Origin of the sequence: Nonomuraea sp. NPDC049141, from assembly GCF_040648415.1 — a bacterium.
GTDB lineage: Bacteria > Actinomycetota > Actinomycetes > Streptosporangiales > Streptosporangiaceae > Nonomuraea.
Map to the genome: position 1 here is coordinate 57,591 of NZ_JBEZDR010000028.1, position 13,335 is coordinate 70,925.

The 13,335-nt window shown below is 69.5% G+C and carries 10 protein-coding genes; 7 read left to right on the top strand and 3 right to left on the bottom strand.

Translation table 11 applies throughout. The annotated features are described in order from the left end of the window. Positions 1–52: 52 nt before the first annotated feature. Complete coding sequence (locus AB0B91_RS53780) at positions 53–838, top strand: SDR family NAD(P)-dependent oxidoreductase (RefSeq protein ID WP_358339407.1); 786 nt, start codon at positions 53–55, stop codon at positions 836–838. Positions 839–843: 5 nt separating this feature from the next. On the opposite strand, the gene AB0B91_RS53785 is transcribed toward AB0B91_RS53780, so the two are convergent. Further along, complete coding sequence (locus AB0B91_RS53785; protein ID WP_358339103.1) at positions 844–2,799, bottom strand: NAD(P)-binding protein; 1,956 nt, start codon at positions 2,797–2,799, stop codon at positions 844–846. A gap of 131 nt (positions 2,800–2,930) precedes the next feature. On the opposite strand from AB0B91_RS53785, the gene AB0B91_RS53790 reads away from it, so the two are divergent. The 5 genes from AB0B91_RS53790 to AB0B91_RS53810 all read left to right on the top strand — a co-directional run bounded on the left by AB0B91_RS53790 (position 2,931) and on the right by AB0B91_RS53810 (position 8,124). Next, the gene (locus AB0B91_RS53790) at positions 2,931–3,131 is read left to right on the top strand and encodes a hypothetical protein (RefSeq protein WP_214634871.1); all 201 of its coding nucleotides are present in this window, start codon (positions 2,931–2,933) and stop codon (positions 3,129–3,131) included. Positions 3,132–3,141: 10 nt separating this feature from the next. After that, positions 3,142–4,608: an SPFH domain-containing protein gene (locus tag AB0B91_RS53795; protein ID WP_358339106.1), complete on the top strand. Its 1,467-nt coding sequence runs from the start codon at positions 3,142–3,144 to the stop codon at positions 4,606–4,608. A gap of 69 nt (positions 4,609–4,677) precedes the next feature. Continuing rightward, positions 4,678–6,039 carry an SPFH domain-containing protein gene (locus tag AB0B91_RS53800; protein WP_358339109.1) on the top strand — a complete coding sequence of 454 codons (1,362 nt, stop codon included), beginning with the start codon at positions 4,678–4,680 and terminating at the stop codon, positions 6,037–6,039. 108 nt (positions 6,040–6,147) lie between these two features. After that, entirely contained in the window at positions 6,148–6,810 is a 663-nt protein-coding gene (locus AB0B91_RS53805) for a hypothetical protein (RefSeq protein ID WP_358339112.1), read from the top strand. Between the two features lie 141 nt (positions 6,811–6,951). Beyond that, complete coding sequence (locus AB0B91_RS53810) at positions 6,952–8,124, top strand: FAD-dependent monooxygenase (protein ID WP_358339115.1); 1,173 nt, start codon at positions 6,952–6,954, stop codon at positions 8,122–8,124. 139 nt (positions 8,125–8,263) lie between these two features. On the opposite strand, the gene AB0B91_RS53815 is transcribed toward AB0B91_RS53810, so the two are convergent. Next, a complete protein-coding gene (locus AB0B91_RS53815) occupies positions 8,264–10,300 on the bottom strand; it encodes a glycosyltransferase (RefSeq protein WP_358339118.1) in 2,037 nt (678 codons plus the stop codon). Between the two features lie 65 nt (positions 10,301–10,365). Then, positions 10,366–11,496: a UDP-N-acetylglucosamine 2-epimerase (non-hydrolyzing) gene (gene wecB, locus AB0B91_RS53820; RefSeq protein ID WP_358339121.1), complete on the bottom strand. Its 1,131-nt coding sequence runs from the start codon at positions 11,494–11,496 to the stop codon at positions 10,366–10,368. Between the two features lie 188 nt (positions 11,497–11,684). Between wecB and AB0B91_RS53825 the strand changes: the two genes are divergently transcribed. Beyond that, positions 11,685–13,238: a glycosyltransferase gene (locus tag AB0B91_RS53825; protein WP_358339123.1), complete on the top strand. Its 1,554-nt coding sequence runs from the start codon at positions 11,685–11,687 to the stop codon at positions 13,236–13,238. Positions 13,239–13,335: the final 97 nt, after the last annotated feature.

A 13,335-nucleotide genomic window follows, 5' to 3' on the forward strand; every position in this document is an offset into this window, starting at 1 on the left:
AGACTAGCACCGATTATGCTTCCGGCGCAGGGGGAGGAACGCGTTGATTAGCGTGATTACTGGGGCAAGTGCCGGCATCGGCGCCGCGGCGGCGGGCGAGCTGTCACGACGGGGACACCGGGTGGTGCTCGTCGGCCGGGACGAGTCTCGGCTCAAGGCCGTGGCCGACGGGTTGAGCGGATCCGAAGCCGATGTTTTGACCTGCGATTACACATCGCTTGACGATGTTCGTAGGTTGGCGGCGGTGCTGCGTGAGCGTTATGAGCGCATTGCCGTGCTGGCCAACAACGCGGGCGTGATGAGTCCGCGGCGCCAGATTACGGTGGACGGTCACGAACTGATGATTCAGGTCAACCATCTGGCCCCCTTTCTGTTGACCCATTCTCTAACAGATCGGGTTGACAGGGTAGTCACCACTTCTTCGCGGGCAGGCAGAAGCGGCCGGCTCGATCCGGCCGACCTGTCGCGTGAGCAGCGACGATGGAACGGCTGGCTCCAGTACGGCGATACGAAACAGGCGAATGCCCTGTTCACCGTCGCGCTGGCGGCCCGCGGGGTGGCGGCCACCTGTTTCCATCCGGGTGTGATCCGCAGCGGGTTCGCGGCGGAGACGTGGATCATGCGGATGTTCCTGGCGGTGCCCGGATACGCCAAGCCGCCCGAGTACGGCGCGCGAACGCTGGTGCACCTGGCGACGCACGCCGACGGCGAGAAAGGGGCCGGGCGCTATTTCGCGAAGCAGGCCCCGGAGCGGGTCCCGGACACGATGTCCGACCCCGGCCTGGCGGAGCGGCTCTGGCAGTCCAGCCTCGACACGCTGAAGCACGGTTTGAGGTAACAGCCTCACGTCCGCAGCTCCGCGACGGCCAGATGGGCGGCGGAGATGGCCGCGTCGGCGCGGGCGGACGGCACGGAGTCGCAGTTGGCGATCGCGATCCTGCCGAAGCGCCGGCGCGCGGTGTCGGCTGGGAACGGGCCGTCGGGGTAGAAGGAGTGCCACGGGCGGCAGTACTCCGGGGCGTACCCGTGGCCCCACCGGTTGACCGTGATCGCCTCGACGTCCTTGGCCGGGTCGAAGCCGCCCGGGCCGAGCAGCCGGGCGAGCTGGTCGCGGATGGTGTACTCCAGCCGGCTGTAGGGCGTGTTGAGCAGTTCCTGCCTGCCCACGGCGGCGCCCGGCCCAGGACCCAGCTCCGACTGGCACGGCGCGGCCAGCATGCGCAGGTTGATCGGCTCGCCCGGGTCCTTCGGGTGGTCGTAGCCGGGCATGCCGACCGGGTGGTCGAGCTCCGACAGGCACCAGTAGGCGCCGGTCCAGCGGGTGCGGTCGATGCCGAGGCGCCGCCACGCCTCCCAGTTGCGCAGCTGCACCGCCGCGTCCAGCACCGGCATCTTGACCGCGTCGCGCAGCGCCTGCTTCTGGTCGTCGGGCAGCTCGGGGACGAGGTAGGGGATGACCATGTTCCAGCAGGCCAGGACGACCGCTCCGGCTTGGACCGTGCTGACCCGGTGGCCGTCGAAGTAGCCGACGGTCGCGGTGGTCGCGGTGTCGGGTGAGCCGTCGTTACGGGCGAAGACGACGGGGCTCGACAGCCGGAAGCGGACCCGGTTCGCGGGCAGGTCGAGCCGGGCGTAGTCGAAGGCGGCGGTGGTGATGCCGTCCATGGTGGTGGAGCCGGCGAAGCCGGGGATCATCCGGCCCAGCATCATGCGGACCAGCGCCTGGTTGCCCTCGGGGAAGTGGTAGACGTTCGGGTCGGCGACCTTCCACTCCTTCTTCAGGCTGGGCGAGCTGAACCTCGACGGCTTGCCGGCGTCCAGCCCCAGCCCGCCGAACCCGGGGTAGTCGCTGCCCCAGGCGTCGATCGCGCCGAACGCCTGCGTGCCGTACCCCCATGCGACGCTCGGCATGGTCCGGAAGAACAGTTCGACGTCCGGGTGCGCGCGGCAGACCTTCAGCAGGAAGTCGGAGTAGGTCAGTTCCGCCAGCCGCTCCTCCTTACGCTCCGGCGACAGGCCGGGGAACCAGTCCGGCGGGTTCTCGTGCAGCATGACGAGGTCCTTCTTGGCCTGCTCGGCGACCGGCAGCCGGGTGACCCACTGCCTGGGCTCCACGCCCGGGGTGAGGCGGACGAGATGGTCCGCCCGGAACGTCTCCCGGTCGCACATCACGCTGCGGTGCATCCCGAGCCCGGCGTACAGGTGCCGGTCGAGGTACCCGCCCAACCTCTCCAGCTTGATGCCGAGCAGGTCGAGCAACTCCTTGCCCTCGGGCGTCCACACCGAGGGCGTCTTGATCGACCGGGAACCGCCGCAGCCGACCAGGACCCCGTCGCGCCCGGCGGGGCGGAACTCGTTGCGCCGGGCCTGCCCGCCGATCTCGTCGTGGTTGTCCAGGATCAGGATGCGCGCCTCCGGACTCTGCCGGCGCCACTCGAAGGCCGCGCTCACCCCGCTGATGCCCCCGCCGACCACCACCAGGTCGTAGTGCTCGCCCGTGGGCACAGGGGAGCCCGCGTGCTCCCAGAAGCGGCCGTCGCGGAGCGCGTGGGGGACGCTGAGCGCCTCCGGAGTGCCGCCCCGGAGGCCGGTGAGGCTCGCCGGAGAGCCCACGTCCTGGGGGACGAGCAGCGCCTGGGTCCCGATGACGGTCGATCCGCCGGGCCGCGGCGCGCAGCCCGCCGACGCGCCCAGGGCCATCGTCCCTGCCACCACGGCGACGCCGTCCAAGAAGTCCCGGCGGGTAATAGGCCGGTTCATCCCGAGGTCGCGCGCCGAGTGCGAGTTCATGTCACTCATGCGCTGATCATCACGACTCCGGGTAAAAGCCGCGTCCTCCCGCGCAGTGCTTCGAGAAACATTTTGCGTGACCTATTACCGCGAATGCCTGTTTGGAGTAGCGTCCGAAATATCACGACGGGGGGAGTCCGGTGGTCGGCAAGCAGGGCAGGGTCACTGGCAAGATCGGCCCTGGTCTCGTCGGCGAGGTCATGGTGCCGGTCAGGGGTGGCGTCGAGGCGTTCTACGCTCATCCGACCGTGCCTGACGAGGAGTTCCCCGTCGGAACGATCGTGATCGTGGTGGACTACTTCCCACCGCGGACGGTCTACGTCGCCCGAGCACTCGTATAGGGAGGCTCCGATGTCCCCCGAGCCCTACATTCTCGGCGGTGGCATCCTCGCCGCCGTCATCGTGCTGATCCTGCTCTTCAAGGCCGTCTGGCGGGTCGCCGAGCCCAACGAGGCCCTGATCATCTCCGGTCTCGCCGCGCGCAGGCGCGGCGAGGGCCCGGACAGCCTCGGTTTCAAGATCATTACTGGCAAGGGTGCGGCCGTGCTGCCCGGCTTCCAGACGGCCAGGAGGCTGCGCCTGGACACCAGGGCGGCCAATCTCCAGGTCTCCTGTGTCACCCAGCAGGGCATCCCCGTGCACATCCGCGGCGTGGTGATCTACAAGGTCGGCGACGATCTGTCCTCGATCGCCAACGCCGCCCGGCGCTTCCTCGACCAGCAGGACTTCATGACCGGCGCGATCCACGAGCTGTTCACCGGCCACCTGCGCTCGATCATCGGCAACCTGACCGTTGAGGACCTGATCCTCAACAGGGAGCGGCTGACCAGCGAGACCAGGGCGTCGGCCGCCGACGAGATGAGCAAGCTGGGCCTGATCGTCGACTCGCTGCAGATCCAGGAGATCGACGACGAGACCGGCTACATCGTCAACCTGGGCAAGCCGCACGCCGCCAAGGTCGCCTCCGTGGCCCGCATCGCCGAGGCCCAGCGCGACCAGGAGGCCACCGAGGCCGAGCAGGCCGCCGCCGCGCGCAAGGCGGCCGCCGTACGCGAATCCAAGATCCAGCAGGCCGGTTACCAGGCCGAGATCGACCAGGCGGCGGCCAAGGCCAGGCAGGCGGGTCCGCTGTCCGAGGCGACCGCCAGGCAGGAGGTCGTCGTCCAGGAGACGAGGGCCGCCGAGCTGGAGGCGCAACTGTCGGAGCAGCGGCTGCAGTCGCAGGTACGCAAGCCCGCCGACGCCAAGGCGTACGAGACCGTCACGCTCTCCCAGGCCGAACGCGACGCCCGCATCGCCCAGGCCGAGGCGGAGGCCAAGGAGACCGAGCTGCGCGCCGTCGCGCAGGCCTCCCAGGTCAAGCAGGCGGCCGCGGCGGACGCCGAGTCCGTACGGCTGCGCGGCGAGGCGGCCGGCGCGGCCACCAAGGTGGCAGGAGAGGCCGAGGCCCAGGCCGCCAAGGCACGCGGGCTGGCCCAGGCCGAGGCGGCGAAGGCGCTCGGGCTCGCCGAGGCGGAGGCCGCGCAGGCCAAGGGCCTGGCCGAGGCGAGTGCCATCAGCGCGCGGGCGCAGGCGCTGAAGGAGAACCAGGAGGCGGTCATCGCCCAGCAGCTCGCCGAGCGCTGGCCCGAGGTGGTCGAGGCGGGCGCCAAGGCGTTCGGCAACATCGAGCACATGGTCGTGCTCAACGGCGCTCAGGGCGTCGAGGAGATGCTCGCCAAGGCGCTCACCCTCGGCGGCACCGGGCTCGGCCTGGCCCGGGCGCTGCTCAACGGCGCGGCCCCGAACGGCTCCGAATCTTCTGGAAAAGCGCAATAACCCGGCGTACCATCGCAAACAGGTGAGCCGGGAAGTCTGGTCGGCAGTGACTTCTTCCTGGGAGTAGCCATGGACTTGATCCCCACCGGCATCATCGCCGCTCTGGTCCTCGTCGCCATCGTCGCCTTCAAACTGATCTGGCGCGTCGCCGAGCCCAACGAGGCGATCATCATCTCCGGCTTAGGCGCGCGCGGCAGGGAGACGCTCGGCTTCAAGATCGTCACGGGTAAGGGCGCGCTGGTCGTCCCCGGGTTCCAGACCGCGCGCCGCATCTCGCTCGACAGCCGGGTCTCCGCGCTCGAAGTCAAGTGCGTGACCAAGCAAGGCATTCCCGTACACGTACGCGGGGTGGTCATCTACAAGGTGGGCGACGACTTCGCCTCCATCGCCAACGCGGCCCGGCGCTTCCTCGATCAGCAGAAGACCGTGGACGACAAGACTCACCAGCTCTTCTCCGGCCACCTCCGCTCGATCATCGGCAACCTCACGGTCGAGGACCTGATCATCAACCGCGACGCGCTCACCAACGAGATCCGCACCTCCTCCTCCGACGAGATGAGCAAGCTGGGCCTGATCGTCGACTCGATGCAGGTCCAGGAGATCGAGGACGCCACCGGCTACATCATCAACCTCGGCCGCCCGCACGCCGCCGCCGTGTCGGCGCTGGCCAGAACTGCCGAGGCACAGCGCGACCAGGAGGCCAACGCCGCCGAGCAGGAGGCCCAGATCAAGAAGTCCGCCGCGATCCGTGAGGCCAAGATCCAGCAGGCCGGCTACCAGGCGGAGATGGATCGGGCCGCGGCCAAGGCGAAGCAGGCCGGGCCGCTCGCCGACGCCACCGCGCGCCAGGAGGTCGTGGTCCAGCAGACGACGGCCGCCGAGCTGGAGGCGCAGCTCGCGGAGAAGCGCCTGGAAGGAGAGGTGCGCAGGCCGGCCGACGCGCGGGCCTACGAGCAGGTCACGCTCGCCGACGCGGACCGGCGCGCCGCCGTGTCACGGGCTCAGGCCGAGGCGGAGAGCATCCGGCTGCGCGGGGAGGCCGAGGCCGAGGCGACCAGGCTGCGCGGCATGGCCGAGGCGGACGCGGCACGGGCCAAGGGCCTGGCGCAGGCCGACGCCATCAAGGCCCGCGCCGAAGCGCTGGCCAGCAACCAGGAGGCGGTCGTCGCCCAGCAGCTCGCAGAGCGCTGGCCCGAGGTGGTCGAGGCGGGCGCGAAGGCGTTCGGCAACGTCGAGCACATGGTGGTGCTCAACGGTGCTCAGGGCGTGGAGGAGATGCTGGCCAAGGCGCTCACGCTCGGCGGCGCCGGTCTGGGCCTGGCCAGGACGCTGCTCAACCGGCCCGCATCGGAGCAAGCCGTAGCCTCGCCACCCACACCCAATGGAGCAAACTCCGAGGTCGTTCGCGAAACCCCTGAATTCCGCGAATAGCGCCGTTACTCAGCTCGTTAGTCCGCACTTCCTCTAGCGTTTTATGGTAAGTCGCTTGAGTGAGGTGGAGAATTCATGCTTAAGGCCTTTTCCATCCTTTGTCTGAGCATGATGGTCATATCGGGATGTGCCGCCGACGAGGTCGTGGAGGCGCCCCCGATGCCGTCCGCGCCCCCGACGTCCGCTCCGTCCCCGTCCCGGCCCGCGCCCGGCGCGGCCAGGCTCCGGGCCGGCCTGCTGCCCACCCCCAAGGGCATGACCCTGGCGTACGGGCCGGAGATCGGGGCGTTCGGCTCGCTCAAGTCCACCAAGCAGGGGCTCGACGCCGTCCGCCAGGCCAAGCTCGACCGGCCCGAGTGCGCCGGGGCCGCCCGGCTCGACGCCGCCAAGCCCGAGGTCGGCCGCGCGCCCGCCGCCGTGGTCGCGTTCTCCTCCGACGACGGCTCGATCACCCAGGCGCTGGTGTCGATGCCCGCCTCCGCCTTCCCCGCGCCGCTGCCCGCGCAGTGCGCCGCCTACGGGGCCGTCGTGCACGGCACCCGGGTGACCTACCGCACGCGCGCGCTGGACATGCCCAGGCGGGGCGACGAGTCGCGCGCCTACCTGACCACCGCGTCGGGCGGCCACAGCGACGCGCAGGTCGGTTCGGTGGTCATCCGGCGCGGCAAGGTCATCATGAGCATGCTCGTCGTCGGGCAGCAGGTGGCGCCCGCCGACCTGTTCGACCTCGCCGGCCTGGCCGACCAGAACCTGGCCCGCATCACCCGATGACACCGCACTGACCGCCGGTCACCGGCCCGGAGGTGACGGCCGGTCACCGGTGGGCGGTGGGCCGGTGCGTGGCCGGTGCGTGCGCGGTGCGCGCCCTCGCCGAGGCTTCCTGTCATCGGAAGACGACGAGGGAGCACCCCCATGAACAGCAAGAACATCCTGATCTCCGGCGCCAGCCTGGCGGGCCCCGCGCTCGCCTACTGGCTGACCCGCTCCGGCCACCGGGTCACGGTTGTGGAGCGCGCCCCGGCCCTGCGCGAGGGCGGCCAGGCGGTCGACTTCCGCGGCGAGGCCCACCTGACCATGCTGAAGCGGATGGGCATCCTGGAGGAGATCCGCCGCTGGCAGACCGCCCCGGGCCCCCTGGAGATCATCGACGGCACCGGCGCCACGAAGGCGTCCCTGCCCGCCTCGTTCACCGGCGGCGCCGTGGAGATCGCCCGAGGCGACCTGAGCCGCCTGCTGTACAACCTGACCAAGGACCGCGCCGAGTACATCTTCGACGACTCGATCGCCACGCTCACCGAGACCGCGGACGGCGTGGACATCACCTTCGACAGCGGCAGGAAGGGCACCTACGACCTGGTGATCGGCGCCGACGGCCTGCACTCGAACGTCAGGCGCCTCGCCTTCGGCCCCGAGGACGACTACGTCAAGTCCTCGGGCTATTACGTCGCCCTCTACAGCGTGCCGGACCTGCTGAACCCCGTGAACCGTTCCGTCCTCTACAGCGAGCCCGGCCGCGGCGCCGTGGTCCACGCCACCCCAGAGGGCGGCGGCGTCACCGTGGTCTTCGCGTCTCCGCCGTTGGCCTACCACTACAGGGACATCGCCCAGCAGAAACACCTCGTGGCGAAGGCCTGCGCGGGAATGGGCTGGGAAATGCCGACCCACCTGAAGGCACTCGAAGGGTCAAGCACCTTCTATTTCGACTCGATCAGCATGGTTCACATGGACCACTTCACCAAGGGCCGAGTGGCCCTGGTGGGAGACGCGGGCTACGGCGCCACGATGGGCGGCATGGGCGCGGGCATGTCGCTGATCGCCTCCTATGTCCTGGCCGGCGAACTGGCCATGAACGCAGACCACGAAGCGGCTTTCGCCGCCTACGAAACGGCGATCCGCCCCTACGCCAAAGCCTGCCAACGTGTGGCCGGCAACGCGGGCAGCTTCTTCGCCCCGAAGACACGCAGGGGAATCACCATCCGTGACGCTGCCCACAAGATCCTCACGACCAAGGCCTTCATCGGCCTGCTGAACAACATGACCACCAAGGCAGCGAACGCCATCAAGCTGAAGGACTACCCAGTGTGACGGAGAGCGGCGACAACTCCACCGGCCAAGAAGACGCACGTCACGGCGACAAGCACGCTCCACCGGAGAAGCGTGCCCCTGGACAGGCCCCAACCCCGTACGGCGCTTGGGGCCCACCGGGCCGGCCGTAAAAGAAAAGCTAGATAAGCACGTGCGCGTCCGGCCGACCCACAAAGGAAAACTGCGCATTTCTAGTGAGTTTGATGTGGTCGGCTTGCCAGGTGTGCATGGCGGCGTCGGCGCTGCGCCAGTAGACGAAGTTGAACCGGTCCGCCGAGTAGATCTTGACGCTGTCCTCCTTCAGCCTGCGGACCAGGTGCGTGTCCTCGCCCCGGGTGATGTCCGCGAAGCCGTACGACCGGAACATGTCCGCCTTGCCGAGGAACGTCCCGCCCTGCACGAGGAAGGAGTACCGGTGCTCCAGCCCCGGCAGCCGCAGCATGGTGGTGTTGAGACCCTCGAAGTAGGAGTAGTGGGCGCCCTTGCCGACGAGTTCCGCGTCGGTGTAGTCGAACGACCTGACCAGGTCCGACAGGTAGTGCTCGCCGTACAGGTTGTCGTCGTCCATCTTGGCGATCAGGTCGCCGTCGGCGGCGGAGATGCCCAGGTTCATGCAGGCGCCCAGCGACAGCTCGGCCGAGGCGGGCAGCACGACGACGTCGGAGATGCCCGCCATGCGAGCCTTGTCGGCCACCACCACCGGGTCGATGTCCAGGCCGTGCAGGACCATGACGAGCTGCAGCGGCCGGTGGATCTGCTTGGCCACCGAGGAGATCGCGTGCTCGATCTGCGCGGCCCGGTTGGTCGGCAGCACCACGGAGATCGACCGGGGCCGCGTCGAGACGGGCCGCCCGAGGAACTGGAGTATCTGGTCCACCCGGTGCGTGAACAGGTGCTTGTCGAACACCTCGCGCATCGCCAGGTGCCCCATCCGGGCCCGCAGCTCCGGGCTGTTGATCAGGTGCAGCACCTGGTTGTACGACTCGACCGGCTCGCGGGCGATCGGCAGCAGCTCACCGAACGTCTCCTCGATCGCCCGGGACCAGCCCGAGACGACCGGCGTCGAGCAGGCCGACAGCTCGAACACGCGGCGCGCGCACATCGTGGGCGAGTCGAGCACCGAGTTGACGTTGAGGAAGACCTTGTACATGCGGTAGGCCGCGAGCATCTGGTCGTAGGGGAGCTCACCCACGATGTGCGGCCGGTACTTCTCCGGCCAGGCGTACTTCTCGTCGACCTCGCCGTTGCGGGCGAAGATGTGCAGGCCCAGCTCGCGGATCGGGTCGACGACCGTCTCCATCTGCTCGCGCCGTTCGGGATGCTTGTCGCGGAAGTACATGCCGGCGAAGACGACGTCGTGCAGGCGGCCCTGTCGCTGCTGGATCGGGTTGTGCACGCGCGGCTGGGCGGCGAACTGGAGCACGTCCACCCGGTCGTGGCCCAGAGTTTCACGATATTTCGGCAGCATGTCACCGTCGCAGGTGAACACGTAGTCGAACAGCCTGGCCGTGTCGATGAAGAAGTCGAAGTTCGGCGGGTCCTCCTTGTTCCAGAAGACCGTCGGGATCCCTTCGGCCCGGCACCACGCCACGAGGTCGCGCAGCGGGTCCTTGGGGGCGTTCGTCCCGGTCATCTGGTAGCGCCAGCGGCCCTGGTTCCCGTGCCAGGCCGACTCGCAGAACAGCAGGTCGGGCCGCTTCTCGGCGAAGATCTCCGGCCAGTCCTTGAGTCCGAACTCGATCTGGTCCCACTCGTACTTGAACGCCATCCGCGAGAAGTCGTCCAGGATGACGGCCACCTTGAGGTCGGGCCGGTTCACCGGCCCGGTCGGCCACTTCACCGTCGGCACCTCGACCAGCGGCGGCCGGTGGTTGGCCGTCTCGACGGCCTCGGTGACCGGGGTCGGCGCCGCGGGCGCCCGGTCCTTGGACCTGACCGCCTCCAGCACCTTGCCCGGGCTCTTCGACCCCAGCGCCTCACCCAGCTTGAACGTCCGCTTGGCCTGGGTGGCCGCCAGCTTCCAGGTGGCGTAGGCGGCCTTGGCCTCGGCTATCTCCAGCCTGCGGCGCAGCTCCCTGACCTCCGCCTCGTAGCGCTCGACGAGCTTGCGCTCCTCGGGCAGCCAGTTCACCGGACCGAGTCGCTGGTACGTGGGCTCTTCGGGGGTCTCGGGCATGTACGGGCCTTATCACTTAGCGGAGGTATGTCATGGTACGGCGGAGACCGTACGGAATGAGGGGCTTATTCGGAACGCACACCTTGTGCGGCGGGCGAGAGGTTGTCCCCCTTGAGCCAGGCCGAGATGACGCGGGCGATGCGCGGCCCGGCGGCGCCGTCCCACAGCGGCGGCAGCTCGCCCGACGGCGTCGCGGCGCCATCGGACAGGGCCTTCCCGGCGGCGGCCGGCAGCAGGGCCGGGGTGACGAGGCGGTTCGTGCCGTGGGTGATCGTGATCGGCCGCTCGGTGTTGGGCCGGACCGTCAGGCACGGCACGCCCAGCATCGTCGTCTCCTCCTGCACGCCGCCCGAGTCGGTGACCACCAGCGCGGCCCCCCGGACGAGCGAGAGGAAGTCCACGTAGCCCAGCGGCTCGATGACCTTGACCGAGGGGCCGTCGACCAGGCCCGCCTCGGCCAGCCGGGTACGCCCCCTGGGGTGGATCGGCACCACGATCGGGATCTGGCGGGCGACGTCCAGCACGGCCGAGACCAGCTCCTTGGCCGCCTCGGGGGTGTCGACGTTCGCCGGGCGGTGCAGGGTCGCCACCGCATAACGAGCCGGTAGGCCCAGCCGCGCCACCACGGGCGCCGGGTCCAGCGAGGGCAGCGCGGAGAAGAGACTGTCGATCATGGGGTTGCCCACCAGGTGCACCTTGCCGGCGGGCACGCCCTCGGCCGCCAGATGCGAGAGCGCGTCGGGCGAGGTGGCGAAGAGCAGGTCCGACAGGGAGTCGGTGACGATCCTGTTGACCTCCTCCGGCATGCCCCGGTCGAACGAGCGCAGGCCCGCCTCGACGTGCGCGGTGCGGATCCCCAGCTTGGCGCAGACCAGGATCGCGGCCAGCGTGGAGTTCACGTCGCCGTAGACCACCACCAGGTCGGGATCGTGCTCAAGGACGACCTCCTCCAGGCCGACGAGGAGCGCCGCGGTCTGCTTCGCGTGGCTGCCCGAGCCGACCCCGAGGTTGGCCACCGGTTCCGGGAGCCCCAGATCGGCGAAGAACACGTCGGACATCAGCGCGTCATAGTGCTGACCGGTGTGGATGATGCCCTGCCGCACGCCGAGTTCACCGAGTGCTCGCACCACCGGGGCCGCTTTCACGAAATTGGGACGGGCGCCCAGAACGTGCAGGACCAGGGGGTTCTCCCTCATTGACCTCGCCTTTCATAGCGGAAGGGAAAAAACGCTGCCTATGGTACGGTCACCGCGTGGCATCCGACGCCAGTCGTGAAGACTCTCCCAGACCTGACGGCAAGGTATCCGCCAAGTCCGCTCGTGCCGGTGTCGGCGGCCTTATCAGGGGCTTCGTACAGCATCCGATCATCGTCTCCCGCGTCGTCATGACGAAGGTGAAGGCCGATCCGGTGCGCGTCGCGCAGGCGGCGGCCGAGTCCCTCCCGCCGGCGCTCCGCCCCGTCGTGGGCAAGGTCGCCTGGCCGGTCGCCCGCAGGGCCAGGCGCGCGGTCCGCAAGTTCAGCATGCGGGTGCTCAAGGGGCCGTGGAACGAGGCCAAGGAGCACTGGGACCAGGGCCGGATCACCGAGGCCGCGGCCGTGCTCGAAGCGCACACCAAATACCCCTTCGTCAAGCGCAGGGCCGCCTACTACCGGGGCGAGCTGGCCGCGATCAGCCCCGACCCGATCCCGCCGGGCCCCAAGGTGGCCGTCGTGGACCGGGTGGCCGGGCGGGTCCTCCACTGCGTCACCAACGCCCTGCCGTACACGCAGGCCGGCTACACGGTCCGTACGCACCGCATCGTCATGGCGCAGCAGGCCAAGGGCCTGGATCCGCACGTGGTGACCAGCTGGGGCTGGCCGATGCTGCAGGGGCACGCCGACGCGGCGCCGTTCGAGGAGCTCGAAGGCATTCCCTACCACCGGCTGCTGCCCGACGGGCACGGTGAGATGCCGTTCGAGACCCAGGGGCGGATCATCAGGGGCGCCGAGGGCGTCACCAAGCTCGTCAAGCAGCTCCGGCCCCAGGTCCTGCACGCCGCCACCGACCACCGCAACGGCTCCATCGCGCACGCCGTACGAGACCGGACGGGCACGCCGTTCGTCTACGAGGTCCGCGGCTTCCTGGAGGAGACCTGGGCCTCCCGCGACCCCGGCCGGATCGGCAGCCAGCGGCACGTGCTCCAGCGCGAACGCGAGGCGTTCCTGATGCGTGAGGCCGACGCGGTCGTCACGCTGGCCGAGACGATGGCCACGGAGATCGTCGAGCGGGGCGTGCCCAGGGAGCGGATCTTCCTGGCGCCCAACGCGGTCGACGACTCGCTGCTCACGGCCTCCTACGACGGCGAGACGTTCAGGTCGGCGATGGGCATCGCGAGAGACGAGATCGTCGTCGGCTCGGTGTCCAGCATCGTGGGCTACGAGGGGTTCGCGACGCTGCTGCGGGCGGCGGCGCTGCTGCGCGACGAGGGCTCGCCGGTGCGGGTGCTCATCGTGGGCGACGGCACCGAGCGTCCTGCCCTGCTGGAGCTGGTCGAGGAGCTGGGGCTGACGGACGCGCTCCTGCCAGGACGGGTGGGCCCCGACGAGGCCCTGCAGGCCCAGGCGGCCATCGACATCTTCTCCTGCCCGCGCGAGGACCTGCGGGTGACGCGGCTCGTCACGCCGCTGAAGCCCGTCGAGGCGATGGCGCTTGGCAAGCCGGTCGTGCTGAGCGACCTGCCCGCGCTGTCCGAGCTGGTCGGTTCCGACGGCGCCGGGCTGCTGGTGCCGCCGGGCGATCCGGCCGCGCTGGCCAAGGCGCTCGCCGGGCTCAGGGAGGACCCGGCCAGGCGTGCGGCGATGGGTGAGGCGGGCCGGGCCGAGGTGGCCGCCAAGCGTACTTGGGGCCGCGTTGCCGAAACCTACCAGGCTCTTTACCGATCCATTACCGAATCATGACCTTGGAATTGGCTGTCTGTTCTGACGGGTTCGGTCGCATTAGGCGTGAGCTAGGTGGACTTGAGATAACCTTTGCGACCATGAAGTGTTGTTTCCG

Excerpts from the sequence above, each read along its gene's own strand:
- AB0B91_RS53800 (WP_358339109.1), top strand. The coding sequence starts at position 4,678 with ATGGACTTGATCCCCACCGGCATCATCGCCGCTCTGGTCCTCGTCGCC.
- AB0B91_RS53795 (WP_358339106.1), top strand. The coding sequence starts at position 3,142 with ATGTCCCCCGAGCCCTACATTCTCGGCGGTGGCATCCTCGCCGCCGTC.
- AB0B91_RS53785 (WP_358339103.1), bottom strand. The coding sequence starts at position 2,799 with ATGAGTGACATGAACTCGCACTCGGCGCGCGACCTCGGGATGAACCGG.
- wecB (WP_358339121.1), bottom strand. The coding sequence starts at position 11,496 with ATGAGGGAGAACCCCCTGGTCCTGCACGTTCTGGGCGCCCGTCCCAAT.
- AB0B91_RS53825 (WP_358339123.1), top strand. The coding sequence starts at position 11,685 with ATGACGAAGGTGAAGGCCGATCCGGTGCGCGTCGCGCAGGCGGCGGCC.
- AB0B91_RS53810 (WP_358339115.1), top strand. The coding sequence starts at position 6,952 with ATGAACAGCAAGAACATCCTGATCTCCGGCGCCAGCCTGGCGGGCCCC.
- AB0B91_RS53805 (WP_358339112.1), top strand. The coding sequence starts at position 6,148 with ATGATGGTCATATCGGGATGTGCCGCCGACGAGGTCGTGGAGGCGCCC.
- AB0B91_RS53815 (WP_358339118.1), bottom strand. The coding sequence starts at position 10,300 with ATGCCCGAGACCCCCGAAGAGCCCACGTACCAGCGACTCGGTCCGGTG.